The 25,088-nt window shown below is 42.7% G+C and carries 23 protein-coding genes and 1 pseudogene; 17 read left to right on the forward strand and 7 right to left on the reverse strand.

Annotated features, from left to right (window positions below):
- Nucleotides 1-58: 58 nt before the first annotated feature.
- The gene (gene htpX, locus ACP7AA_RS03820; protein WP_426222719.1) at nt 59-973 is read right to left on the reverse strand and encodes a protease HtpX; all 915 of its coding nucleotides are present in this window, start codon (nt 971-973) and stop codon (nt 59-61) included.
- Nucleotides 974-1,261: 288 nt separating this feature from the next.
- On the opposite strand from htpX, the gene ACP7AA_RS03825 reads away from it, so the two are divergent.
- The 4 genes from ACP7AA_RS03825 to ACP7AA_RS03840 all read left to right on the forward strand — a co-directional run bounded on the left by ACP7AA_RS03825 (nt 1,262) and on the right by ACP7AA_RS03840 (nt 3,349).
- Entirely contained in the window at nt 1,262-1,723 is a 462-nt protein-coding gene (locus ACP7AA_RS03825) for a methyltransferase family protein (protein WP_426222720.1), read from the forward strand.
- Between the two features lie 62 nt (nt 1,724-1,785).
- Nucleotides 1,786-2,115 carry a DHCW motif cupin fold protein gene (locus ACP7AA_RS03830; protein WP_200662139.1) on the forward strand — a complete coding sequence of 110 codons (330 nt, stop codon included), beginning with the start codon at nt 1,786-1,788 and terminating at the stop codon, nt 2,113-2,115.
- A gap of 82 nt (nt 2,116-2,197) precedes the next feature.
- Nucleotides 2,198-3,004 (forward strand): PhzF family phenazine biosynthesis protein, encoded by an 807-nt coding sequence (locus ACP7AA_RS03835; RefSeq protein ID WP_426222721.1) that lies wholly within the window; start codon nt 2,198-2,200, stop codon nt 3,002-3,004.
- A 12-nt stretch (nt 3,005-3,016) separates the two neighbouring features.
- On the forward strand, nt 3,017-3,349 hold the full coding sequence (locus ACP7AA_RS03840; RefSeq protein ID WP_183618447.1) for a YnfA family protein: 333 nt from the start codon (nt 3,017-3,019) through the stop codon (nt 3,347-3,349).
- A gap of 172 nt (nt 3,350-3,521) precedes the next feature.
- Here the strand turns inward: ACP7AA_RS03840 and ACP7AA_RS03845 are convergent, their stop codons facing one another.
- Nucleotides 3,522-3,644, reverse strand: a complete 123-nt coding sequence (locus tag ACP7AA_RS03845; RefSeq protein ID WP_020443648.1) for a hypothetical protein — start codon at nt 3,642-3,644, stop codon at nt 3,522-3,524.
- A 389-nt stretch (nt 3,645-4,033) separates the two neighbouring features.
- On the opposite strand from ACP7AA_RS03845, the gene ACP7AA_RS03850 reads away from it, so the two are divergent.
- The 11 genes from ACP7AA_RS03850 (at nt 4,034) to radA (ending at nt 15,356) form a co-directional block, all read left to right on the forward strand.
- Nucleotides 4,034-4,645, forward strand: coding sequence for a 6-pyruvoyl trahydropterin synthase family protein (locus ACP7AA_RS03850; RefSeq protein WP_426222722.1), 612 nt, complete (start codon nt 4,034-4,036; stop codon nt 4,643-4,645).
- A complete protein-coding gene (gene tsaE, locus ACP7AA_RS03855; RefSeq protein ID WP_426222723.1) occupies nt 4,638-5,162 on the forward strand; it encodes a tRNA (adenosine(37)-N6)-threonylcarbamoyltransferase complex ATPase subunit type 1 TsaE in 525 nt (174 codons plus the stop codon). Before ACP7AA_RS03850 ends, tsaE begins: the two co-directional genes overlap by 8 nt.
- An 84-nt stretch (nt 5,163-5,246) precedes the next feature.
- A complete protein-coding gene (gene mutL / locus ACP7AA_RS03860; RefSeq protein WP_426222724.1) occupies nt 5,247-7,001 on the forward strand; it encodes a DNA mismatch repair endonuclease MutL in 1,755 nt (584 codons plus the stop codon).
- 100 nt (nt 7,002-7,101) lie between these two features.
- Nucleotides 7,102-8,271 carry a tRNA (adenosine(37)-N6)-dimethylallyltransferase MiaA gene (gene miaA / locus ACP7AA_RS03865; protein WP_426222725.1) on the forward strand — a complete coding sequence of 390 codons (1,170 nt, stop codon included), beginning with the start codon at nt 7,102-7,104 and terminating at the stop codon, nt 8,269-8,271.
- Between the two features lie 404 nt (nt 8,272-8,675).
- Nucleotides 8,676-9,215, forward strand: coding sequence for an RNA chaperone Hfq (gene hfq, locus ACP7AA_RS03870; RefSeq protein ID WP_426222726.1), 540 nt, complete (start codon nt 8,676-8,678; stop codon nt 9,213-9,215).
- Nucleotides 9,216-9,675: 460 nt separating this feature from the next.
- Nucleotides 9,676-10,668, forward strand: coding sequence for a KpsF/GutQ family sugar-phosphate isomerase (locus tag ACP7AA_RS03875; RefSeq protein WP_201625159.1), 993 nt, complete (start codon nt 9,676-9,678; stop codon nt 10,666-10,668).
- Nucleotides 10,669-10,765: 97 nt separating this feature from the next.
- Nucleotides 10,766-11,332, forward strand: coding sequence for a KdsC family phosphatase (locus ACP7AA_RS03880; protein ID WP_201625158.1), 567 nt, complete (start codon nt 10,766-10,768; stop codon nt 11,330-11,332).
- A complete protein-coding gene (gene lptC, locus ACP7AA_RS03885; protein WP_201565264.1) occupies nt 11,329-11,913 on the forward strand; it encodes an LPS export ABC transporter periplasmic protein LptC in 585 nt (194 codons plus the stop codon). The genes ACP7AA_RS03880 and lptC overlap by 4 nt, the downstream gene beginning before the upstream one ends.
- Nucleotides 11,914-12,161: 248 nt before the next feature.
- Nucleotides 12,162-12,650 (forward strand): lipopolysaccharide transport periplasmic protein LptA, encoded by a 489-nt coding sequence (gene lptA / locus ACP7AA_RS03890; RefSeq protein ID WP_183619124.1) that lies wholly within the window; start codon nt 12,162-12,164, stop codon nt 12,648-12,650.
- Between the two features lie 258 nt (nt 12,651-12,908).
- Nucleotides 12,909-13,619, forward strand: a complete 711-nt coding sequence (gene lptB / locus ACP7AA_RS03895; protein WP_201565290.1) for an LPS export ABC transporter ATP-binding protein — start codon at nt 12,909-12,911, stop codon at nt 13,617-13,619.
- A 297-nt stretch (nt 13,620-13,916) separates the two neighbouring features.
- Nucleotides 13,917-15,356: a DNA repair protein RadA gene (gene radA / locus ACP7AA_RS03900; RefSeq protein ID WP_426222727.1), complete on the forward strand. Its 1,440-nt coding sequence runs from the start codon at nt 13,917-13,919 to the stop codon at nt 15,354-15,356.
- A gap of 167 nt (nt 15,357-15,523) precedes the next feature.
- Here radA and ACP7AA_RS03905 read toward each other — a convergent pair.
- Both ACP7AA_RS03905 and rodA read right to left on the reverse strand, forming a co-directional pair.
- Nucleotides 15,524-15,871: pseudogene (locus tag ACP7AA_RS03905) on the reverse strand (septal ring lytic transglycosylase RlpA family protein); the annotation flags it as partial.
- 1,256 nt (nt 15,872-17,127) lie between these two features.
- On the reverse strand, nt 17,128-18,270 hold the full coding sequence (gene rodA, locus ACP7AA_RS03910; protein WP_426222728.1) for a rod shape-determining protein RodA: 1,143 nt from the start codon (nt 18,268-18,270) through the stop codon (nt 17,128-17,130).
- Between the two features lie 302 nt (nt 18,271-18,572).
- Between rodA and ACP7AA_RS03915 the strand changes: the two genes are divergently transcribed.
- Nucleotides 18,573-19,562 (forward strand): D-Ala-D-Ala carboxypeptidase family metallohydrolase, encoded by a 990-nt coding sequence (locus ACP7AA_RS03915; protein WP_426222729.1) that lies wholly within the window; start codon nt 18,573-18,575, stop codon nt 19,560-19,562.
- 167 nt (nt 19,563-19,729) lie between these two features.
- Here ACP7AA_RS03915 and ACP7AA_RS03920 read toward each other — a convergent pair whose 3' ends face one another.
- From ACP7AA_RS03920 to ACP7AA_RS03930, 3 genes are all read right to left on the reverse strand, one after another.
- Nucleotides 19,730-21,265, reverse strand: coding sequence for a M16 family metallopeptidase (locus ACP7AA_RS03920; protein WP_426222730.1), 1,536 nt, complete (start codon nt 21,263-21,265; stop codon nt 19,730-19,732).
- A gap of 69 nt (nt 21,266-21,334) precedes the next feature.
- On the reverse strand, nt 21,335-22,843 hold the full coding sequence (locus tag ACP7AA_RS03925; RefSeq protein ID WP_426222731.1) for a M16 family metallopeptidase: 1,509 nt from the start codon (nt 22,841-22,843) through the stop codon (nt 21,335-21,337).
- Between the two features lie 187 nt (nt 22,844-23,030).
- Nucleotides 23,031-23,183, reverse strand: coding sequence for a hypothetical protein (locus ACP7AA_RS03930; RefSeq protein ID WP_201565270.1), 153 nt, complete (start codon nt 23,181-23,183; stop codon nt 23,031-23,033).
- A gap of 942 nt (nt 23,184-24,125) precedes the next feature.
- On the opposite strand from ACP7AA_RS03930, the gene ftsY reads away from it, so the two are divergent.
- Nucleotides 24,126-25,037 (forward strand): signal recognition particle-docking protein FtsY, encoded by a 912-nt coding sequence (ftsY, locus tag ACP7AA_RS03935; RefSeq protein ID WP_227670435.1) that lies wholly within the window; start codon nt 24,126-24,128, stop codon nt 25,035-25,037.
- Nucleotides 25,038-25,088 lie beyond the last annotated feature (51 nt).

A 25,088-nucleotide genomic window follows, 5' to 3' on the forward strand; every position in this document is an offset into this window, starting at 1 on the left:
TATCTACTAAACTGGGCGGGGCGCACCCTACGGCCTAAACAAATCATCACACTTTTTACTATGCTTCCCGAGGATTATACTTCCTCAACGCCGCAATACGGTCATCAAGCGTTGGATGTGAGCGGAAAAGGTTAGCGATACTAAAGCCCGTAGATTGTCCTGATGAAATCGCAAATGCTTTCATGCTCTCTGGCATTTGATCTGGACGCTGTGCAGAAGGACGCAAGGCATCAAGTGCACTAATCATTTTGTCACGGCTGGCAAGCTTTGCACCCATCTCATCAGCACGGAATTCACGCAGACGTGAGAACCACATAACGATGGCAGACGCCAAAAATCCAAGCAAAATATCCATCACGATACTCGTCACAAAGTAGCCAATGCCGGGGCTATCACTGGTATTTTTAAAGACAGTACGGTCGACGAAGCTGCCGATAATGCGCGCAAAGAACATCACAAAGGCGTTTACCACGCCTTGAATGAGAGCAAGCGTCACCATATCGCCGTTGGCCACGTGACCGATCTCATGCGCCAATACCGCTTCTACTTCATCTTGATTCATATTCTGCAACAGACCAGATGAAACCGCGACCAGCGCTTTATTTTTATTCCAGCCAGTTGCAAACGCGTTTGGCTGGGAATTATTAAAAATTCCCACTTCTGGCATACCGATATTTACCGCTCGTGCTTGTTTAGCGACGGTATCTACCAGCCATTGTTCCGTGGCGTTGCTTGGCGTTTCAATAACCACTGTCCCCGTTGATCTTTTAGCCATCCATTTTGAAATAAATAGCGAAACCATCGAGCCAACCATGCCGTATATACCGCACATAATGGCAAGGCTGGTGTAATTTAGCCCGCCTGCGCCATGTACGCCACCAATCCCAAAAAATCTGGATAAAATACCAAACACGATGCTAAATACCACAATCACCGCTAAGTTGGTCAACAAAAACAATCCGATACGCATCATGACGCTAACTTCCTCATTAAATTCAACGACAGTGTTAGGAGCAATTCCTTTACCGTAATAAAGACTAAAAATTAAACAGAGGACAATTATAACCTTCTAGAAGTAATATAGGCGCCAATTCTAGTATGAATAAAGTTTTATAATATGGAAAATACCAATGATAGCGGTGTGAAATGTGCAGTTGCTAGATACAGGCACAGGTAGAAAAATAAATACACAAATAGTTAGCAGTTATAATAGATAATGAATGGTTTAGGTTCGTTGTTTAGTCATATATAAGGTTTCATTATGAACGCTCTAGCGCTTAAAGTACCACCAGTAGCACAAGTCATTATTACCGCTGCTGCCATGTATGGCGTCTCTAAAATGGTTCCTGCTTTGACGTTCTCACTCAACGGCTCAACTGCACTGGCAGTGGGTTTGGGTGTGATGGGAATGAGCTTAGGTGTCATGGGTGTGACGCAATTTAGAAAGGCGCAGACCACACCCAATCCGCAGGCGCTTGAAAAAGTATCTAGTTTAGTGACCAGTGGCATATATCGATATAGTCGCAATCCGATGTATTTAGGCTTGGTGCTTATCTTATTAGGCTGGGCATTCTATCTGTCGCACTTTCTTGCGTTTGTGTTATTACCCGTTTTTATACTTTATATGACACGTTTTCAGATACAGCCAGAAGAGCAAATGATGGCACGAAAATTTGGTAAAACTTATCAAGTATATCTAAATAAAGTGCGGCGCTGGATTTGAGGTATAGTAACTAATGAGAGTTATTATGCATAAATGATCGATTAAATCAGGAAGATGACGTCATGGAAATGAAAAACATACCTTTTGCTACTACCGACTGGACGACAGTAGAAGCGGTAGAAATCAAAGGCGAAACGGGTACAGGATATTGGAAGACTCGTGAATTTGATACTATCAATGTGCATATGGTTGAGTATTCTGCAGGCTACCTTGCCGATCACTGGTGCGATAAAGGACATATTTTATTTTGTATTGAGGGCGAGCTAAACACCGAATTAAAGGATGGGCGTACTTTTACCTTAACAGCCGGTATGACTTATCAAGTAGCGGACAATACGATTGCACATCGTTCATCAACGAAGACAGGCGCTAAGCTATTTATTGTTGATTGATATTGGCGGTAACCTCATAAAGCTATAAAACCATAAAACCATAAAACCATGAAGTTATAAAAAATAACAGCGAGAATATAAAATGCAGCTAGAAATCAATGTCATTGATGCTTTTACGGATACCGTTTTTAAAGGAAATTCAGCGGCGGTTATCATTACAGATGATTGGTTAAGTGATGATTTGATGCAATCGATTGCCTTTGAGAACAATTTATCTGAGACAGCTTTTATTGTTCTTGAAGATGACAGCATTTATCATATCCGCTGGTTTTCACCATTGTCTGAGATTGCTTTTTGCGGACATGCAACCTTAGCCTCTGCTTTTGTGTTATTTAACAAACATCCTGATGTAGAAACCATTAAGTTTTCCGCCAAAGCGGTTGGTGTTTTAACTATCGTGCAAACAGACGATGGCAAAATACAAATGGATTTTCCCAATACTAAGCCTGAGAAGGTCAAAGATATTCCCGAGAGTTTGCTGGCAGGATTGTCTATTGCACCAGTCGAAGTTTATAAAAACACCCAAGCATATTTTGTGATTTATAATGCTGAAGCAGATGTCCTAAACGTAGAGCGCGATAACGAGCGACTAAAACAGCTTGCGCCATTAGATGTAGTGGTCACCTGTCAGGCTACATCTGCTGACTACAAAGATTACGATTTTATCTCACGTTATTTTTGGCCAGCCAATGGTGGCGATGAAGACCCAGTGACAGGCTCGGCTCATACTGCTTTAGCACCATTATGGGCGGAGCGTTTGGGTAAAAATGAATTGATTGCTTATCAAGCATCAAAACGAGGCGGTATTTTAGACTGTGTCGTCGCAGGTGACAGAGTAATGATTTCTGGCAATGCCGTACAGTATATGACAGGATTTATCACCGTTTAGGAGTAGATGGTTTTGACTGAGTTAAAAACCGTTGGATTGTTCGCGCTGACCGCATTGGCAGAAATTGCGGGCTGCTATTTGCCTTATCTTTGGCTACGAGAAGGTAAGTCGATTTGGCTGCTTGTTCCGGGTGCGCTAAGTTTAGTTGCTTTTGTTTGGTTATTGTCTTTGCATCCAACCGCAGCTGGTCGAGTTTATGCCGCTTACGGCGGTGTTTATATTTCGATGGCTATTATTTGGCTGTGGACAGTGAACGGCATCAGGCCTACTACGTGGGATATATTGGGTTCTATCGTCGCGCTGCTAGGCATGGCAATTATTATGTTTGCACCGCGCAGTACTTAGCATAAAAACAGTAGTTAGTATGAAACAGTTCCTAGCATAAAAACAGTAGCTACTATAAAAACAGTACCTAGCATAAAAAATGCCAATCAAACCGTGAGGTTCAATTGGCATAGCTTTAATTAGTATGGTTCAGATTAATATAGTTTCAGTTAGCATACTGATGCACTAAATATTAATGTTTACCTAAGATACTGCCGTTGTCATCTTTTTTAGATTGCTTAGCGGCTTTTTTCTCTTTTGCCGTTAATAGCGGTTTCTTTTTTACGTTCTTTTTACTGTCTTGACCTTTACTCATGGTGTTTTCCTCTTGAGATAAGCCGTAATCCCTTTAAAGCCAGTGTAAACAAGCTTAAAGGTTAGGTTAAATGCTGATGACGCAAATTTTGCGTACTGCAATGAGTATAGGCTTAAGGTGTCGCAATAGATAGCGTCAGCACAATTCACCTACGATTGGATTTAGACATCTCTTTTTAATCCTGCTCCTCAAATTATTTTTGATAAATAGATTTGATAAAGGGGTGTTTAGTGTTATGGATTTATTTAGTCAATATGGCTATTAATAAGTGCTTACTTACGGAGTCATCGTGATTTGCTATAATGAGCCACAAGCCGATGAATCGTCGCGGCAAGCTTTTGTAATACTCATATTTAGCACAACGATGCTTACTGTTTTGGTTGATTATTATGCGTATCCGTAAACTGTTCAAATTTGAAAATGCGCATATTGTGCGTAATTGTAGCTCTGAGCGCTGCAAGCATTCTATCCATGGTCATAGCTATCAAATCGAATTGATTCTTGAGGCTAAGCGCTTAGACCATGGGCAGATGGTCTATGATTTCGGTTTATTAAAATCGTCTATAAAAGATATTATCGATAGCTTCGATCATGCGATCTGCTTTTGGAACAAAGACGACCCTGAGTATATCGCTGCCTGTAAGAAATTCAGTGCGCGCTGGATAAGCTTGCCAGTATCGCCATCAGCAGAGCAGTTTTCACGTGTAATCTTTTTTTGGGCACAAGAGATTCTAAAACAAACTCAAATGCAAAACGGTGAGTCTGATGTCAGCGTTTACTCAGTGATTGCGCATGAGACCGCAACCGGTTATGCGCAGTGTTTTGCTGATGATGTGGCCAATGAGCAAATGGGCAAGCTTAATTTAGAAGCGTTTGAGTTTAGCGATCAAGTCAGCAGTGAATGGCATGACCCTGAGTTATATGCCAAGCTGATTCGCGGTGAGGACTTTGTTAACCCGTCAGTCACGATGCAAGTACAGGCAGGTAATTCTGATGTCTAATAACAGTAATGAAGAAAAAAACGTTAAAACGTTGATACTGTACTCTGAAGACGATACTCAGCGTTTGGCAGCGCAATTGGCAACTTTACCACTATCCGGTAGCGTTTGGCTGGCGGGGGATTTGGGTGCAGGTAAAACCACGCTGACCCGTTACTGGTTGCAAGCGCTCGGAAATACGGGTGCCGTTAAAAGCCCGACTTATACCTTAGTTGAACCTTATAGTATCGAGCAAAATGATGGCTCAATTAAGCCAGTTTATCATGCTGACTTATATCGTTTGCAAGATCCAGAAGAGCTGTCTTTTATCGGTTTCGATGAGTATTTAGATGATCCAAATGCATTGGTTATTATCGAATGGGCCAGTCGTGCGGACAGCTATTTACCGCCGCCGACTTTATTTATTGATATGACGCAAGCTGATGGCGATGATAATGATAAAGAAGCCCGTCAAGTTGAGCTGCGACTATCAAAGTCAGGTCAAGCGCAAGGCTTGGATTTATCCTCTCTTAAGATTTAGTTTGCATCTCATATCTGTAGCCAATGTAAATCACCAATAGCCGACAGCATCATTTATCACCACGCAAAATAACGATACCTCTTAATGCCACAAATGCCAGACAATCATTCTCATACTCGCATCAAAAAGCTATCGCCGCTGCTCATCAATCAATTGGCAGCAGGAGAGGTAGTAACGCGTCCAGCAGCCGTGGTTAAAGAGCTGCTTGAAAACGCGATTGACGCTGGCGCGACCAGTATTGCGATTCATATTACCCAAGGCGGCATGGGTATGATTGAAGTGGTCGATAATGGCATGGGTATCCATCCTGATGATATGGTTATGGCGATTACCCGGCATGCAACCAGTAAAGTCGCGGATGTTGCTAATTTGCATGGTATTACGACCTTAGGCTTTCGCGGCGAAGCATTAGCAGCAACGGCAGCGGTTTCTCGTTTGATCTTAAGCAGTAGTCATGATGACAGTGGTGTTGGTCGCCAGTTGCAAGTCGCCGGTGTATTGGACGATGTGCCAAAGTTGCTGCCAGTTGTGCATCATCGTGGTACAACTATTACCGTGAAGGATTTGTACTTTAACGTGCCAGCTCGTCGCGGCAACTTAAAATCTATTGCCACCGAGTTTGGTCATATCGAAACGATAGTGCGAGAAGTAGCTTTGGCGCGCGCAGATGTGGCGCTGACGCTGTTTCATGATAATAAAAAGCGGCTGTCTCTTTCTTCAAGAGCAATGTCTGTCAATGACAACAGCAACAATGACGCTAATCGTCTGCCCTTATCGCGTCTTGAGCAAGCGACTGGGCTACCATTAACGGATAACGCCTTAGAAATATCCATAGACCTCACCAGTTTAATGCAGTCGCCTAAAGCCTACATTGATAATAATTTTGGCAGTCAAGCAATCATTAATGGGTGGTTATGGCCAATCACTGATTCGCAGGATGCTTTACCAAAGTTGATTTATGTGAATGGACGACTGGTAAAAGAAGCATTGATTAGCAATCAGCTACGCCAACTTGCTCAAAGCGCAAAGTTAGCAGGTATTGGCTATGCGCTTTATTTTGATCTGCCAACTGAGTGGCTTAATATTAATGTACACCCATCTAAACAACGTATCAAAATCAGTCCATTGAACAACATCATGGCGCATCTCAGTCATGCGATTCGGACAAAGCTTAAAAATGCAATTAGCAAAAAGACCATTAATTTCGTTAATGATGATAGTCAGGTATTAAATAATAGTCTGTCTATAAATAATACCTTCGCTGCTCAAATGGAACAGACATCATCGACTACTCATTCAACCAAAAGCCAGCAAGTCCAAGCACCCAAACAGCCCTATCAGTTATCAGAAAATATGCCTACTTCTCAAACCGTAAATACATCGGTTATTTCTGAAAATATTAATCAAAACACCAGCGATATCTCTAACGATGTAGCAATAAATTCGACATCTTTGCCTTATTGTCTGGACGTGATTGACGATTTAAATAATGTGTTAAATGAATCTGCTATTACAACAGATATTGAAGATAAATCGCTGCCGTGGTTATTGTTTTATTACCAAAGCCAACATTTACTGATTAGTGCAGCAGATTGGCAGTCAAAGATTGGTTCATTATTTGAGTCACATGTATTTCGCGATAGGGCATTTAAAAATGAAAAGATGTTGAACAGCGCAGCTGCCATTAATCAGCAACTTGCTACCGTGAGCATGCAAATGTCACCGCAAGACTTAATGATTTTCATAGCAGATATGGAAAGCGTACTTGTTAAACATGCGATCAAATCTATGGATAGCCATCGATTGGTTGCATTGATGCTGTCATCTGCCCCTGAGTAAATGTGTATCTAATGACATAAAAAATATAATAAGCAAATTTTAGCAGTGACAAGTCGCAAATTTCCTTAGCGCTAATCATATAATTAATAAAGGCAATTCTATGCAAATTTCGTCTGACAGCTCATCTTATCGCCTCAATTCCAAGCTAACGGATAATAGCGTGGTGTGTTTGATGGCACCAACCGCGAGTGGCAAGACTGCACTGGCGTATGAGTTATACGATACCGGACGTTATGAGCTGATTTCGGTCGATTCAGCGCTGATATATCGTGATATGAATATCGGTACGGCGAAACCAACAGCAACCGAGCTGGCGCGCTATCCGCATCATTTAGTCGATATCATTGACCCGATGCAGAGCTATAGCGTTGCGGAATTCGTTAATGATGTTGCCCGTTTGATTGATAGCTGTCATGAGCATGGCAAAATACCCTTGCTCGTTGGTGGTACCATGATGTATTACATGGCGCTCATTGATGGGCTATCGCCAGTCCCAGACAGTGATGATAACGTGCGCGCACGCGTGGAGCAGTGGCGGCGAGAGGAAAGTATCAATGCGCTCTATGACTATCTTGGTAAGATAGATCCGATTAGCCATGAGCGACTCAACGGCACGGATACTCAACGTATTACTCGAGCGCTTGAAGTCTATCTACAAACCAATATGCCCATCAGTGATTGGCAAAAAAAGCCTAAACAGGCTTTGGCTCATAATCCCAATCAAAATTGGCATGCGTTGGCAGTGATGCCTGATCGCCCATGGTTGCATAAGCGTATCGAGCAACGTTTGGATATCATGTGGAATGAAGGATTGGTCGCTGAAGTGATAGGGTTACTTGAGCAGTATCCACTGACGCCCAATTTGCCATCGATGCGCTGTGTTGGCTATCGGCAAGTATTGGAGTACCTTGTGCATATTAATCACCCAGTATTTGAGCAAGCACATTTAGATAAAGCACAGTTTTATGATGCTTTTGGTCAATTAGATGCTTCAATAAGTGGGCCGATAAGATCCGAGCGCACAGCTCAGCTAGCCATTCAAGCGCCCGAGCACACTAGCCAGACTGAGGCGCTTGCTTGTCAGCAAATGCAAAATAAGGCATTATATGCGACAAGACAGCTAGCAAAGCGCCAATACACTTGGCTGCGTAAACTTACTCAATTGTCTGATTTATCTGGTGATGTGTCTAATGATGATAAGCAGATAGACAATCCTATAACGATAAAAACGTTTGATACCATGGCACAGGTGCGAGATTATTTATATTGATGCCTATTTATATCGACACCTGCTTATATTGCTGACGGATTAAACCGATAGCGGAATTAGCAATGCGTAAAAAATAATGACAATTAGTTTCAAAGTATAATGTAGATAGCTGCTATAATTTAAACCTAGTAGCACAGTGGGAATTATATTTATATAACCGCTTGTTTAATGGTCATTAATTAACGTTTGTTGATAAGATGGCTTTTGAAACAAGTGGTTACTTAATAATTTACAATAATAATGTATTCACGATAAAGTGGAATCACTTAACAACAATGAGCGCTTATTTAGATACGTTTTATAAATAAAACTTATTATTGTATCTGCCCTTAGCCATTATAATTAAAGCGACACTTAAAATAATTGGCATTAAAAATAATTATACAATATTTAGGAGAGATTTCATGTCAAAAGGACAAACCTTACAAGATCCGTTCTTGAATTCGCTGCGCAAAGATCGCATCCCCGTTTCTATTTTTTTAGTAAATGGTATTAAACTACAAGGTCAAATCGAGTCATTTGACCAATACGTGGTATTGCTAAAAAATACCGTTAGCCAAATGGTTTATAAACATGCCATCTCAACAGTAGTGCCAGCGCGCAATCCTAGAAGTAGCACAGCAATGGGCACCAGTACAGCCACGCCAAGTGCCGCACCCGTTGGTTATCAAGGTGGTGGTATGAGTAGTGGCTTTGAGCGCGGTAGTAACCTTGCGAGCACAGGTGGTTTTGAAGAGCGGGGTTTTGCCAATCGTAGTGGCTTTAATCGTGGCGGCTTTAGCCAAGGTCAAGAGCGCGGTTTTGAGCGTGGCAGCTTTGGTCAAAGTCAAGAACGCGGTTTTGAGCGCGGTGGTTTTGGTCAAGACCGTGGTTTTGAGGCGCCGTCAGATAATGCGGGCTTCGAGAATAAACCAAATGACGATACTGACGACAGTAATAACTAAAATCTACGTTGAAAGTACTGTGTTTAAGTTTTATACCCAAAACATCGTACTTAAGAGGTTGTGCTTGCAATAATGAGCTAGAAACATATTGCTCAAATCTAAAGTAATGCTTAATTAAAAAGTATGTTATTAAAATGTTCTATATCTGATTGAGACCTACTATATTATAGTGGGTTTTTTTTGTATAAATAGACGTATAATTGCATCTAGCAATGCCAATGTTAGTGCTAAAATGATGGCATATCATCATGCGCTATACTATTAAGCTAGAGCGTTATTAATCGAGAGCATTATTAATTGAGAGCATAGTATAGTAAAATATTCTATTGATTCATCGCATATTTCAATTTGAAGAATTTAAAGTCATTAAGTTTTAAGTTATATAATTAAAAATTACTAAATTGAAAGTTACTAAATTGAAAGTCGCTGAATGTAAAGTCACTAAATATCGAGCTGCTGTATGAGTAATCCCCAACGCAATTTAACCCATCAACAATTTATTAGTACTGCTATCGAAGCGATTCATACTGAGATGGCGGCACTAGAATTGTTAACTGAACAAATCGATGATAGATTTGCCCAAGCCTGCGATATTATCTTAGCCTGTCAAGGGCGAGTGGTGGTGACGGGAATGGGTAAGTCAGGACTCATTGGGCGCAAAATAGCAGCGACCTTTGCTTCTACGGGCACGCCAGCATTTTTTATGCACCCAGGTGAAGCAGGGCATGGTGATTTAGGGATGTTAGTACAGGGCGACGTCTTACTTGCCATCTCAAACTCGGGTGAATCGGACGAGATTAGAATGCTGCTGCCCGTAGTTAAGCGCTTGAATATTCCGCTGATTAGTATCAGCCGAGATAAACGCGGCATGCTACCACGTGCAGCGGACATCGTTCTGACGCTTGGTAAATCACAGGAAGCTTGCCCGCTTAATCTTGCCCCGACTTCTAGTACCACGGCGACTTTGGCATTAGGCGATGCATTGGCAGTGGCTTTGGTTCATGCCCGCAACTTTACTTCAGAAGATTTTGCATTATCGCATCCCGCTGGCGCGCTAGGACGACAGCTACTGACGCGCGTTGAAGATTTGATGCATACCAATTCAGAAAACTTACCGCTGATTAATCAACAAGCGCCACTACAAGACGCTTTATTTACCATGTCGGCTGGGCGTTTGGGTATGACAGTGGTCACCGATGACGAACAAAAAGTGGTCGGTGTATTTACCGATGGTGATTTGCGCCGCGGCTTAGAGAAAGGCATTGATTTGCAAACTCCGATGCGTGATTTGATGGTAAGCAATCCACGTCGCGTCAGTAAAAGCATGCGCGCATCAGATGCGCTAAGTGTGATGAATGAAAATGGGATTAGCCAGCTGCTGATTATTGATGAGGCAGAGCGCTTGGAAGCCGTCATTACGGTGCATGATTTATTACAAGCCGGTGTGAAGTAAGGCCTGTATTAACAATGATGGCATTCATGATTATTGTATTAATAAGTACTATATTAATAACTACCATATTAAAAAAGCCTTTAATAAGAGAGCACTGATGCAAGACTTAATTAAAAAAGCTGGACAAGTGAAGTTATTGGTCATGGATGTTGATGGTATTTTATCAAACGGCCAAATTATTTACGATGCTAATGGTATTGAAACCAAGGCCTTTTCAGTACAAGATGGCGTGGGCGTTAAGTCGTTGGCACGTTATGGTATTTTAACCGCCATTATCACCGGTCGTAGCAGCCCTATGGTAGATAAGCGCGCTGCTGAGATGGGTGTCAATCACATTGTCCAAGGTCGTGATGATAAGCTGATTGCTCTAAACGAGCTATTAGCCACGCTTGATCCTGCGCTCAATATCACCGCTGCCGATTGTGCCTATATGGGCGATGATTTACCCGATATTAAAGCGATGCAAACCGTTGGTTTTGCTGCAACTGTGCCAAACGCGCATGCAGAAGTCATAAAACGCAGCCATATGGTGACCACGCGCGCAGGCGGCACCGGCGCTGTACGTGAAATATGTGATCTGATTTTAAAGGGTCATGGCCACTATCAAGAATTTATTGCGTCTTATACGCTTGATGAAGCCAAAACTCAGGATAACTTGTCGTGAATACTCGTGTTTTAATCGTTCTTGCGTTGATTCTCGCTGTGATTGCTGGCTGGTTTTTTAAGCAGCAAGGAGAGATTACACCACCGGTCAGTATCGAAGCGACGGATGTTGATTATGAAGCCACCGATATCAAGGCGGTACAGACCAATGAGAAAGGTGAAACTGAGTACGAGCTGAGTGCTGAATCATTGACCCACAATCCTGTGACCAATAAGGATGAGATGAAAGGCATTACGATGAATTGGGAGCCTTCAGATGAGCAGCGCTATCGTATTGAAGCGGGTAGCGCCGCTATCAGTCAGCAGACGGGTGAAATGAGCTTATCAGGCGGTTTCTCCTTGGTCAGCGAAGGTAAAGCCGGTGCGTCCGATGTTGAACCTATTAAAGTGACGGGTACTACATTAAAAGGCAATACCAAGTCAGGTCAAGTTTATAGTGATGAGCCAGTCAAAGTAGAGCAAGGTATGAATCGCTTTGAGGCCTCTAGCATGACTGCCAATCTTGAAACTGGTGATTATGAATTTGGCAAGGTTGCGGTTGCCTTTACGCCAGCGAAACGCCAAGACAAAGCCTTGTTTTAATAGATTCAGCCATGACCTAAGTTTTAAATTAATATCAGCTGCCGCTTTAATATTGTCCTAATCACCCGATTATTTTAGCCTTTATACTGATATTAGATGCATATTAACAGCAGCACCTAGCAGGAAGTTTGCAAACTCTACTACCCATAATGACACGAGTAACTTTTATGAAATCCACTTTTTTGCCTACTTTACGCTTGCTATCGACGCGCTATATCCAAGTAACGAACGGATTACGTGCGCTGCCGATGGTGATGCTGTTAGCCTTGCCGTTATATAGCCATGCCTTGCCATCAGATGCCAATCAAGAAATCAAATTATTGGCCGATAAAGCCACTTATAGCGAACGCACAGGAATTACCAGCTATTCGGGTACGGTAGTGATTACGCAAGGGACGTTTAAGATGACCGCTGATAATATTACGGTCAATTTATCACAGGGTCGCAGCATCAATTCGGCCGTCGCAACCGGTCGTCCAGCCACTATGCAGCAGGTGGTTACACAAGAAAAAGGCTTGGCAAAAGGTCAGGCCAATAAAATTGACTATAACGCGGTCACAGGTATCGTTACGCTTACAGGCAATGCAAAACTGGTACAAAATGGCGCAAGCTTTGCTGGTAATGTCATTCGTTATAGCTTAAAAGCGGGCGATGTAGAAGCAACCGCTGGTGGCAATCAACGCGTAGAGTTGGTTTTCCCGCCTAATAACAGCACCAATCAAAGCAGCATACGCTAAGTAATTAAACCGATTAACACGTTAAATGACAATTGGTTAGATGGCTAATAAAGCTGCATGCCTTAAAATCTTTAAACTATTAAACATGTAAGCCGTCCGTATTTAAGCTATCCATATTAGTGCTTGAGTGTTGCAACTTTACAAGTAAGTGATGAATAAGTTATGAGTGATATTAAAAATAATGTTGTTAATAGCAATGAGCTTAATAATGACTCTGTAGCGTCAGCTAATAGCTCTGAACCTGTCGCTCGTTTAACGATGCAAAATTTAGGTAAGCGCTATGGTAAACGCTGGGTGGTGAAAGATGTGTCATTCTCTGTTGAACAAGGGCAAGTCGTTGGATTACTAGGTCCAAACGGAGCGGGCAAAACCACCAGTTTTTATATGGTAGTGGGACTGGTCAACATGGATAAGGGCCGTGTGACCTTAGGAAAAATGGATTTATCAAAATATGCCATGCATGAGCGTGCGCGCGCCGGTATTGGTTATTTGCCGCAAGAAGCGTCTATTTTCCGTAAATTATCGATTGAAGACAATATCTTAGCTATTCTGCAAACTCGTAAAGAGTTGAGCGCCTCTGAGCAGCGCCAAGAGCTTGAAAAACTCATCGGCGAGTTCCATTTAGAACATGTGCGCAAGTCACTCGGCATGAGTGTTTCAGGTGGTGAGCGCCGTCGTTGTGAGATTGCCCGCGCTTTGGCTGCCGACCCCAAATTTATCTTATTAGATGAGCCTTTTGCAGGTGTTGACCCTATCTCTGTAGGGGATATTAAAGACGTTATTTTAACTCTAAAAAATCGTGGTATTGGGGTTTTAATTACTGACCATAATGTACGTGATACTTTAGCAATTTGTGAAAAAGCCTATATCGTTTCAGAAGGCGCTATTATTGCTGAAGGGACGTCGAGCGAAGTATTAGAAAATGAATTGGTAAAATCTGTTTATCTTGGTAAAGATTTTCAGGTATAAAATAATCTTACGGCTTAGCCGATATACTTTCTTTAAAACCTCATCTGTATTTTTAGCCAAATATTTCGTTATTAGGCAGACCTTCTACGGATATTTGGTGATTGCTTTTTTATAAGAGCAATCTTTGTCAGTACATTCTTTGCAAGCACAGGCTTCTATAAATTATCACCTGATTCTACAGGCTGATATATCATCTCTAACACTCTTATATTAAAGCTTTTACAGAGCTTCATAAATTCTATCTATTATTCTTTATTTATTACTTTCGATTGACCAGCTGAATAAGGTTCATACGTTATGGCAAAAAATAAAAGTAGCTATGTCTGCCAAGGCTGCGGTGCACATTTTGGTAAATGGTCGGGACAGTGCTCTGATTGCGGCGAATGGAACAGCTTAGTTGAAGCCCCAAATATCAGCATGCCTCATCATAACAAAAGCACTGCTAAACCAGCAGCAAATCGTGCAACACCTCGCTCGTCGGGTGGAGCACCAACCGGGAACTATTCCGGCACACATAGTGCGGTCATGCCACTCAATGCCGTAAGCGTCGGTTTAGATACGCGTTTACCAACCGGTATCAGTGAGTTTGATCGGGTATTAGGTGGCGGATTGGTGGCCGGTTCTGTCGTTTTGATAGGTGGTGACCCAGGTATCGGTAAATCGACGATTTTGCTGCAAACCGCGACCAATATGGCAAAGGCTGATTCATTGGCGGGTAGTGCTCTGTATGTGACGGGTGAGGAATCATTGGCGCAGGTGGCTATGCGTGCTAAACGTTTAGATTTGCCTGCTGATAGGTTGCGTGTACTTGCTGAAACCAACGTCGAAACTATTTGCGCGGCATTGACCCAAGAGCAGCCTGCGATTGCTATTATTGATTCGATTCAGACCATTTATACCGATGCAATCAATTCGGCACCGGGCGGCGTCAGTCAGATTCGCGAGTCGGCGGCTATTTTAACCCGTTATGCCAAGCAAACCGGTACGGCACTATTCTTAGTGGGACATGTGACCAAAGAAGGAACGCTGGCAGGGCCACGTGTGCTTGAGCATATGGTTGATACGGTTTTATATTTTGAAGGTCAGTCTGACTCGCGTTTTCGTATGATACGCGCGGTGAAAAACCGTTTTGGCGCGGTCAATGAGTTAGGGATTTTTGGCATGACCGATATGGGGCTTAAAGAGGTCGCCAATCCGTCAGCGATATTTTTAAGCCGTTATGACAAACCCGTAGCAGGCTCTGTGGTGATGGTGAGCCGTGAAGGTACCAGACCGTTACTGGTCGAAGTACAGGCCTTGGTTGATGATTCACAAGGCTCACCTAGGCGCATGGCATTAGGACTAGATTTTCAGCGGTTATCGATGTTGCTAGCGGTCATGCATCGCCACGGCGGTATCCATACCAGCGGACAAGACGTCTATGTCAACGTCGTTGGCGGCGTGAAAGTAATAGAAACAGGGTCTGACTTGGCAGTGCTCTTAGCTTGTGCCTCTAGTATCAAAGAAAAACCTTTACCCTCATCACTTGCCGTATTTGGTGAAGTTGGTTTGTCAGGTGAGATTCGCCCTGTACCTAATGGTCAAGAACGCTTAAAAGAAGCAATGAAACATGGCTTTAAACATGCGATTATTCCTAAAGCCAATGCGCCTGCCAAAGACGCACCGCAGTTCAAAGGTATTAATGTGATTGCAGTAGAACGCTTAGATGATGCGATTGAACGCGCGTTTGAGCTATAAGGTTTTAATAGCAAACCCTTTTATATTCATAATTAAAATTTACACAACAAAAAAGCGCCTAACTTTGAATGAGTTAGGCGCTTTTTATTTGAAGCTAAAAGTACGATTTTTCTATTATACGAAACCGTTAAGGGCTTAAAACGCTATTGTTCTAAGACGTTAATGGTTTAAGAGGATGGGCCTGAAACACGTTCAATAGCCACGTTACCCACACCTTTACCGGTAATACCAAGTTGCTTGGCCGCACCATAAGACAAATCTAACACACGGTTACCATGGAATGGACCACGATCATTTACTTTTACCACAACGCTTTTACCATTGTTTTTATTGGTCACTTTAACGTAGCAGTTCAGTGGTAGCGAACGGTGCGCAGCGGTTAGGCCATTCATATCAAAAGTCTCACCGCTAGCGGTTTTGCGACCATGAAACTGACGACCATACCAAGAGGCTAAGCCGGTTTGCTTGAATTTGCTCACAGAGTTAGAGGCGACTGCTGTTAGGCGTTCTAGTACATCTTCGTCTTTAGATACTTGTGCGGTGTCACTGGCCAACAGTGAGCTGCTCAGTGCCAATGAAGTAGGTTGGCGGGCAGACTTAACTAAGCTTGATGCGCCGTCGTGCTGACGACTAAGTTCACCGAGTACACGGTCAATATGGGAGGCGTTATCTTGCGAGATCATTGCAAGGGAGGTTTTTGATTCTACCGCATTTGCATTAGAAGCGACTGCAGAGCCAGCAAATAAAACCGCTGACATTGTAAGTAAACCAGATAAACGCTTATTCATAAGTACCTCTATAACTTATACATCAAAACTTAACACTAAAAACCTCTTAGATGGAGCGAGGCAGCGTTAGACCAATCTAACCCAGCCGCAAACCCTAAAACCGAGATCAATCACCTTTCTCATAATGACTGACGTTACCGCCCGGCTTCAATAAATTTTAATATATGGTAATTTTTATTTCATCATCATAAGTGAGTAGGCGTTTATGATTTAGGGACAAATCACCAAACTTAACTTATGACACGCTCAAATGATAGTTAACAATATGAATTAAATAACGCATCAACCACTAAAATGGGATGCTGCTATTCGATTACCAAACTTTCACACAATGCTAAATTAATAAAGAGTTTAAAGTGTATTACGTATTACTTTGTTATTAAACCGTTAATTAAGTAGTAACTTTGAAAGTCTGAAATCTACAAGTTGCTAACTATACGGAGGAGCTACAACGACAATATAATTGAATGATAAGTTTGTTAGTAGCTATGTACGGGTTATGTATCATATCTACCATAAAACGAGGTTAACGCAATTATTTGTAAAAAACAAGGAATAAAACCTCTCAGTATGAATGGACTAATAGTGGGTTTTTATAGGGTTGTAGCTGGTAGGTTATTGGTATAAATTGTAAGAATAACAATGACTTATCATTATTAATAAGTGCGTGATGTTAGGGTTTTTATGACAATCTATGTAGAATTGATTACAAATAAAACTAGGTTAAAACAACAAATGTCCGCCTAATTTTGCAAATTCTGTGTTGATATGGAATAAAGGCTGAATGAATGCTGATGGCAAATTCTTCCTAAATTTGCCCACCGATTTGCTGCCTAATGACTTTTTAAATGACTAAATTGGATGCTTAATAGCGTGTTTGTGTCGTTATTTTAACCAATGCTAAAACGGCCATTAAGCATAAAAATTGCTATACATAATTCACTTTGCAAGCTGTTTAAATTTGCAAGTTGCTTAAAAAAGCATTAATCAGATTTATGAGTATGGATTGACATCAATAAGCCGAAACCTGCCATTAAGGTAACGATAGCTGTACCGCCATAACTAATAAAAGGCAAAGGCACGCCGACAACCGGCAAAATGCCGCCGACCATACCGACATTGACGAAAACATAGACAAAAAAGGACATAGCAATCGCGCCTGCCAATAATCGACTATAGGTATCAGGATGGCTGAATGCGATATATAAGGCACGAGTCAGCACACAGGCATAAATAGACATGAGTAATATCACGCCAAGCAGGCCAAATTCTTCAGAAAATGCGGCAATGATAAAGTCAGTATGACCTTCTGGTAGAAAATGTAGATGGGACTGCGTGCCTTCAAGATAGCCTTTGCCAGTAAGGCCGCCTGCACCAATAGCGGTTTTAGATTGAATGATATTCCAGCCAGCTCCTTGTACATCAGCCTCAGGATTAAATAGGGTTAAGACGCGCGTACGTTGGTAATCATGTAATAAAAAGTTCCAAGCGAAAGCGACAAAAGGTACCGCCAAAGCCGCTGCACTCGCAATCAATCGCCACGAAAGCCCCGCCAAAAACAACACAAAAATGCCACTGGCAGCGACCAGTAATGAAGTACCAAGGTCAGGTTCTTTAGCGATTAACAATACCGGCACTACGATTAACGCCAAAGTGATGGCAATGCTGGATAGTGAGGGCGGTAAGTCACGTTTGGATAAAAACCACGCACACATCATCGGCATGCCAAGTTTCATAAACTCTGAAGGCTGCACACTGCCAAATCCCGGTAAGTTAATCCAGCGCTGCGCACCCATGCGCACCTCGCCAATGATATCAACCAGTACCAATAATATCAGCCCTAACACATAAAATATGGGGGTAAAGGTGCGATAGAGGCTAGGCGGTATCTGCGCCATGATAAACATCACCGTAAAGGCAACGCCATAGCTGACCATTTGGCGTATGACCATGTCGCTATCTTGGCCGGATGCGCTGTATAAAATTGTCAAACCAATACAGCAAACCGTTAATAGCAGTAAGGTTAGCCACGGGTCAATATGAGTACGTTGCCATAGTGTCGGCGCATGACCTTGACCTAGATGATGGCTCTGACGTGAAAAACGGTATTGCGGGTTAGAAGACATAGGCAAAATGTGACTGGCAGTTGGTGTGAAAGAAAAGTCGGGTTTGACGGATAATAGCTCATCAATTAAGCAATTAAGCAATTAAGCAACTAATCACCAAGCAAGCGGTGATTATAAGGCGTTCATTTAACCAGATAATAGCGAATAAAGTAACTTGCTGGTAATAAAGTAACGTCAATATGAACATTATAAGGATAAGTGTTAATAACGAATAGGTGACCGCTGATTCGCTGCGATAGTTTAGCCTGCTTGCTTAAAATTTGATAGTATCGATAAAACGTTTTTAGCGGTAGTTTCTAATAATGATAAAGACAAAAAAATCTGTTTATAGGCAAATATATAAGCCTGTTATTGCCCTATGTATTTGTGCCAGCAGTGTCTCGGCTTCTGCCGCTATTATAAGTGATAATAGTGAGCGCCGTATCCAAATCCGCCATGGCAGTAGCGTTACTGATAGCACTTCTAACGCCTATATCACGCCTGCTAGAAATTATGGCAGTCAAAGCAATAGTTATAGTGGCGGCGCGACAATATTAAGCGAGGGCAGAAGTGGGTCAAATAGCTTAAGCGGCGATAGTATGCAAGGGCTCATTCAACAAAAACAGCGTGAATTTAATTTTGATAGTGGTTTGTCGATAGAAGAGAGCAAACGCGTCATTACCAATAAAGTTACGCCACGTTATAACACCACTTATAACACTGGTAATAATAACTTCGGAAATAGTAATTATAACGATTTTACCAGTATGGATTTTAATACGTGGTTAAATAGTAATAGCTACCGCGCCGGACAAGTGACCAATTATCAGCGCTATTTAAGCTCACGAGTGGGGGCACAAAACGTCCCGCCCTTATCACAGCTGCTAACGACTGCCCGTAGTTGGGATAAATGCGGCTATGAGCCTTATCAGCTACCGCCGCAGGAGCTATGGGCGAATATTGTGCCGACCTTGCAGCTTTATAGTCAGCTCAAAAACCAAGGTATCTTGCCTGCCAATACCGAGATACGTTCAGTCTATCGCAGTCCTGGGTTAAATGGCTGTGCAGGCGGGGCAAACGCCAGTAAGCATATGACCGCCGGCGCGATGGATATTTGGGTGCCAGAATATGAAAGTAGTCCATGGCAATTGAGTCGCATGCAAGACAGCTTATGTGAGTTTTGGCAATATCAGGGTCAATCGCACAACTTTGGCCTAGGATTATACTCTACCGGTGCAATTCATCTGGATACTGATGGTTATCGTAAATGGGGCTTTAATCATGCCAGTAGCAGCTCTGCTTGCCGCTATTAAATAGTATGTTTTTAAAAACTATATCGTGAATTAAAGAAGCTCAGCCAGTAATATTTACTGGCTGAGCTTTTTTCGATTTTATTTTTTATAGATAATTGATTATCAATAAAGGTATATCAATGCTCAATCGATATTCTTAAACGCCTATAAAAAACATGCTATCAGGCTTATTGTTTTTTCTTAGACGTCTTCTCATCCCAAGGGTTAACCTCACCAACGGTAACGATTAAAAAGTCGTCAGGTTTTAAGGTGTCGCGCAGGGTTTGGTTGACCTCTGACAGTTTAACCTGTTCGATACGACTGACATAATTGGTCAGATAACTGTTGGGTAGCTGATAAAAATTCATCATGCCAAGTAGACTATTGATTCCTGCGTTACTGGCGAAACCCATCGGGAAGCTGTTTTTTAAATTATCCGTGGTCAATCTCATCTCATCGCTGGTGATACCTTTATCTAACGTCTCATTAATCACCGCCAAGCTGGCATCAATCGCCGCGCGCGCTTTATCATTACGAGTCGAAAAACCAATCTGATAAGGTCCGCGCGCCAGCATCGGGTTCATAGAGCCTGAAATGCCATAGGTATAACCAAGGTTTTGCCTGACTTCGGTCATCAAGCGCGCGTTAAAATCGCCTCCTGCTAATACTTCATTACCGACGGCAAAGTTGGTTTGCTTTTGCTGCGCTTGGGGGTCAGTGGCGCGCTTATCGCCCAATTGCCCCATTAATACCGTGGTTTGACTACTAGGAAACGGAATATGAATGTGCTGAGATTGGGTTAATGGTTTTGGTTCGGGTAGGGTAGTCGCCGCTTGGCCCGCTGGCAAGTCAGCCGTTATTTCTTCAGCCAAATTTTTTGCTTGTGCCAAAGTCAAATTACCAGTCATGGCAAGCGACGCATTGGCGGCGACTAGATAGCGGTTTTTAAAGTCGATTAACTGTTGTCTTTTAATATTAGGAACCGTTTCAAGCGTGCCAACCGATGGATGGGCGTAAGGATGGTCGCCATAGAGTGCCTTGCTAAAGGCAATGCTAGCAAGACTGCCTGGGTCTTGTTTTTGCTGTTGTAAACCGACCAGTAAGCGTGCTTTATTACGGGCTAATATTTGCTCGTCAAAGCTGGGTTCAGTAAGCATTTGCGTCATTAAGTCAACGGCAGGCAGTAAATGCTTATCATCAGATAAGCTACGCAACGAGACAATAAACATGTCTTTATAAGCGCCACTGCTTAGATTGATACCCAAGGTTTCGACCGCCCGCGTGAACTCATTTTCATCTAAGCGTTTGGAGCCTTGTTCAAGCATCGTTGCGGTCATATTGGCGATACCAAAGCCTGATTTACTGATACTGCCATCACGTGCGCTACCGGCGTTAAAGCGCAAATCAATATCGACAATGGGTAAGGTAGTCGTCGGTACAAAAAGCACAGGAATACCGGCTTTGGTCTTAAAGGTTTGAATCTTTGGAACAGTGACTTCTAAAGGTTTGGCATTATCAAGGCTACTAAGCTTAGCTAAAGCGGCAATAGGCGCGCTGGTATCGACTGCGGCAGCCGGCGTGCGAGCATCTTCGCCACCTGCCATATCTGCCTGTGCGATAGTAGTCAAGGTCATCATCCCAAAGAATGCACAAGCACTCAAATAAGGAAGCTGCTTAACATTAGATGAGAATTTGGTTTTCTTAAGAAAAGGTATTTGAGTCATGTCTTTCTTCTTATTAATAAGGTCATAAGTATCGGGTTTTTGCCAAGGTAACTAGAGAGCATGTTGATGTTATTTAGCTTTGCTTGCCGTTTCTTTATTAGCATCATTTTTACTAACGGTATCTTTGCTCATCTTATCTTGGCTAATATTATCTTTTTTAACACCCTCTTTGGGCGGGATGATATGCATCACCGTTAAATTGTCTTTGACCAAATACTTTTTACTTGCCGCTTGGATATCCGCAATCGTTACGCTATCAAGCTTGGTTGGCAATTTGGCCAGTAACCTATCATCAAGACCGATAGATTGCAGTGAGCCAATCATACGCGCCTGACCTTCCATGCTGTCCTGTGCATACACCAAACCGGTGACAGTATTGGTTTTGGCGCGCTCGATTTCATCGGCAGCAATCGGGTCGGTCGATAGCTTATTAATCTCATTGATAATGGCTTGTTGTGCTTGCGCTAAGCTGATGCCTTCACGCGGGGTGGCTTGTATCAAAAACAGTCCATCGCCGCGATCAAGCAAATCGTAAGACGTACCTACCGTAGTAAGTAGTCCTTGCTCGCGTACCAACCTGCTCTCTAGCCGCGCTGATAGACCACCATCTAATACATCTTGAGCAAGTGATAGCGCATAGGCTTGTTTTTCATTATTAGCACCAGCGCTCACCAGACTGGGCACGTTATAACCCATTAATAAAACTGGCACTTGCACCGCTTGCTCAGATTCTACTTGCTGATAACCGCGAAAGCCCTTTTGCGTGACCGCAGGACGCTTGGGTAGCGCGCTTGGTTTTAGCGCCCCAAAGTAACGTTTAACCTGCGCCAATACTTCGGTTGGTTCGACATCACCGACGATAACCAACGTCGCATTATTGGGCGCGTACCATATTTTATACCAGTCTTTTAAATCGTTTAGGGTGATTGATTCAAGCTCGCTCATGGGTCCAATGACCGATTCGCCTTTCGGGCTGTTCGGCAATGCCAGTAAGCGAAAGGACTCATAAGCTTTGGCAAGGGGGTTGTCATCCGTACGTTGACGACGCTCTTCCATCACCACTTGATGCTCTTTGGCAAACGCTTTGTCATCAAATATTAAGTTTTTCATGCGATCCGCTTCTAGCTCTAAAGCTAACGGCAAACGATTGGCAGGGAATAGCTCGTAATAGCCAGTATAGTCGTAACTGGTAAAGGCATTATTAACGCCGCCAAATTTAGCAATCAAACGCTCATAATCGTCGCTTGACACATCAGTGGTGCCTTTAAACATCATATGCTCTAGCACATGAGAGATGCCGCCTTTATCAAGTGGCTCATCTGCTGACCCGACGCGATACCAAATCTGGGTCATGACCACAGGCGCGCGGTGGTCTTCTTTGACCACTATCTTTAGACCATTTGCGAGCTTGTATTCATGGCGACCAGACATATCCATGGTCAGCGCTGAAGATTGCTCAGCATCTTTAAGTGTTTGGTTTTTATTTATCACATCTGTAGTTGTAGTATTTTTATTTGTGGCAACTTCACTCGCCGAAGAAATCGCGCTGGTTTGGCAAGCCGCAAGGGTAGTGGCCATAGCTAGAGCGCAGGCAAGGCGTAGAGAGTGAGCAGATGATGGCAGAAACAGTGATGAAGGCAGTGACAATGACATGATAGGTTCTACTTATATAAAAAGGCAGCTGATAAGTAACTGATTTATAGAATGAGAAGAGCGTATGTTAATGCATCTAGTAATGTACGTCGTTATTATGAGCATAAAACCGTTATAACGACTTATGCGCCCCAACCATGACGCTAGCGGTCGGCTTAAATTCTTGAGTGGTGCTACAGCCTGTTGACGATAATGCAATGGTAGCGAGAAGCACGGCGGCGCCCATTTGGGTCATTTTTTTATAGTTATTCGATAGTGATAACATAGGTCATTTCCAATATAAGTGGTTGAGTAAATTAAAAAATACAACGGTTTAGCGCTCGCTAAGAGTAGGCGAAGTTTGGCCTATCAAAGGTCAGATTTTTGTGTCCAAACCTTAAGCGAAACTTGCTTAGACCAGCGTATGATTGCTAGCATGTTTTTTATAATGCTTATGACAGTCTGTTTGGCACGGTTTTTGGCATGGCTGTTTGTTATGGATTGACAGGTTTTTACAATTTGACAGTGCTCTACAATGCTAAAGGCTAAGCACCACTTGAATTATGCTAAACTAGGCTAAAAATAATCACCCGTTAAATAATAAAAAGCGGGCGGCATAGTCATTTTAAAACAGCCATTTTAAAAAACCACTTTAAAGACAGTTACTTTAAAAACAGTCACTTTAAACCAAATTACTGATAATGATAACTTTTAGGGCAAGCTTATGAATAATCCCAATAATAGCAATCGTGTGGTCATCAACCTTGACGGCGGTCTTGATGATTTGGATGACGATGATATTACCTTACCCAGTCTGCCAGCGCAAACGGTACCCATCGTCGATGCGTCAGACAGCGTTGCAAGCAGTAATACAGAAAAGAGTGATGCAGAAAAGAGTAATACAGCAGATATAGCATTAGGTACGCCCATCGTTGAGATAGAAAAACAAAGTTCTTCTGAAAACACTTTAGAATCTACTGTAGAAACTGCAACAGGCGCTGTAAATACTAATAAAGCCGCTCTTCCATCGCAGCCTACAACTACCATTCCTACCATGCCTTTGCAAGATCATCTGGGCGATAGACCAAGCGCTACATCTGCCACTAGTGATACCAGTGCTATAAATAAAGCACAAACCGAGATACAGCAGTTATCAGCCGCGACAGAAGAGTCACAAGAGTCAAAACAGACTGAGGAAAATAAGAAAAAAGGCAGCTGGTTTAATCGCATGAAAACGGGACTAAGTAAGTCACGTAAAAATCTTGCCGAAGGTATGGTCAGTATTCTTATCGGTGGTAAAGAGATTGATGATGAGCTATTAGAAGAGGTTGAAGACCAGCTGTTGGTGGCTGATATCGGTGTCAATGCAACCAACCGTATTATCAAAAGTCTCACTGAGCAAACCGCTCGTGGCGATTTGATTTATGCCCATTCATTATATAAAGCCTTACAAACTGAGCTGGTCGATATTTTAACGCCAAAAGTTGCGCCACTCGTTATTGATACCAGTAAAAAACCTTTTGTTATCTTGGTGGTGGGCGTGAATGGTGTTGGTAAAACCACGACTATTGGTAAACTTGCTAAGCGTCTACAAGGTGAAGGTAAATCAGTGATGTTGGCAGCTGGCGATACGTTCCGAGCTGCCGCGACTGAACAGCTACAAATCTGGGGTGAACGCAATAACATTCCTGTCGTCGCCCAAGGTCATGGCTCTGACAGCGCCTCTGTTATCTTTGATGCTATGCAATCTGCCAAAGCAAAAAATATCGATGTATTAATCGCTGATACCGCAGGGCGCTTGCAAAATAAAACCCACCTGATGGCGGAGCTTGAAAAAGTCGTGCGCGTGATGCGTAAAGCCGATCCAAGCGCGCCGCATGAAGGTATGATTGTCCTCGACGCTGGCACGGGTCAAAATGCGATTAACCAAGTGGAATTGTTTAACAAAGTCGTGCCATTAACCGGCATTACTATTACTAAATTAGACGGTACTGCAAAAGGTGGTGTGGTCTTTAATATCGCTGAAACCTCGGATGTGCCGATTCGTTATATTGGGGTCGGTGAGTCGATTGATGATTTGCGCGCCTTTAGTCCAAAACAGTTTGTCGCAGCGCTATTTGAGACTGACGATAAAGAGTAGCGCTTGGTAGTTTTTTTCAATGAATAAATAAGTGTTAAAAATATGAGTGTT

This window comes from Psychrobacter sp. DWR1-2-3 (genome assembly GCF_049896465.1).
Lineage (GTDB): Bacteria > Pseudomonadota > Gammaproteobacteria > Pseudomonadales > Moraxellaceae > Psychrobacter > Psychrobacter maritimus.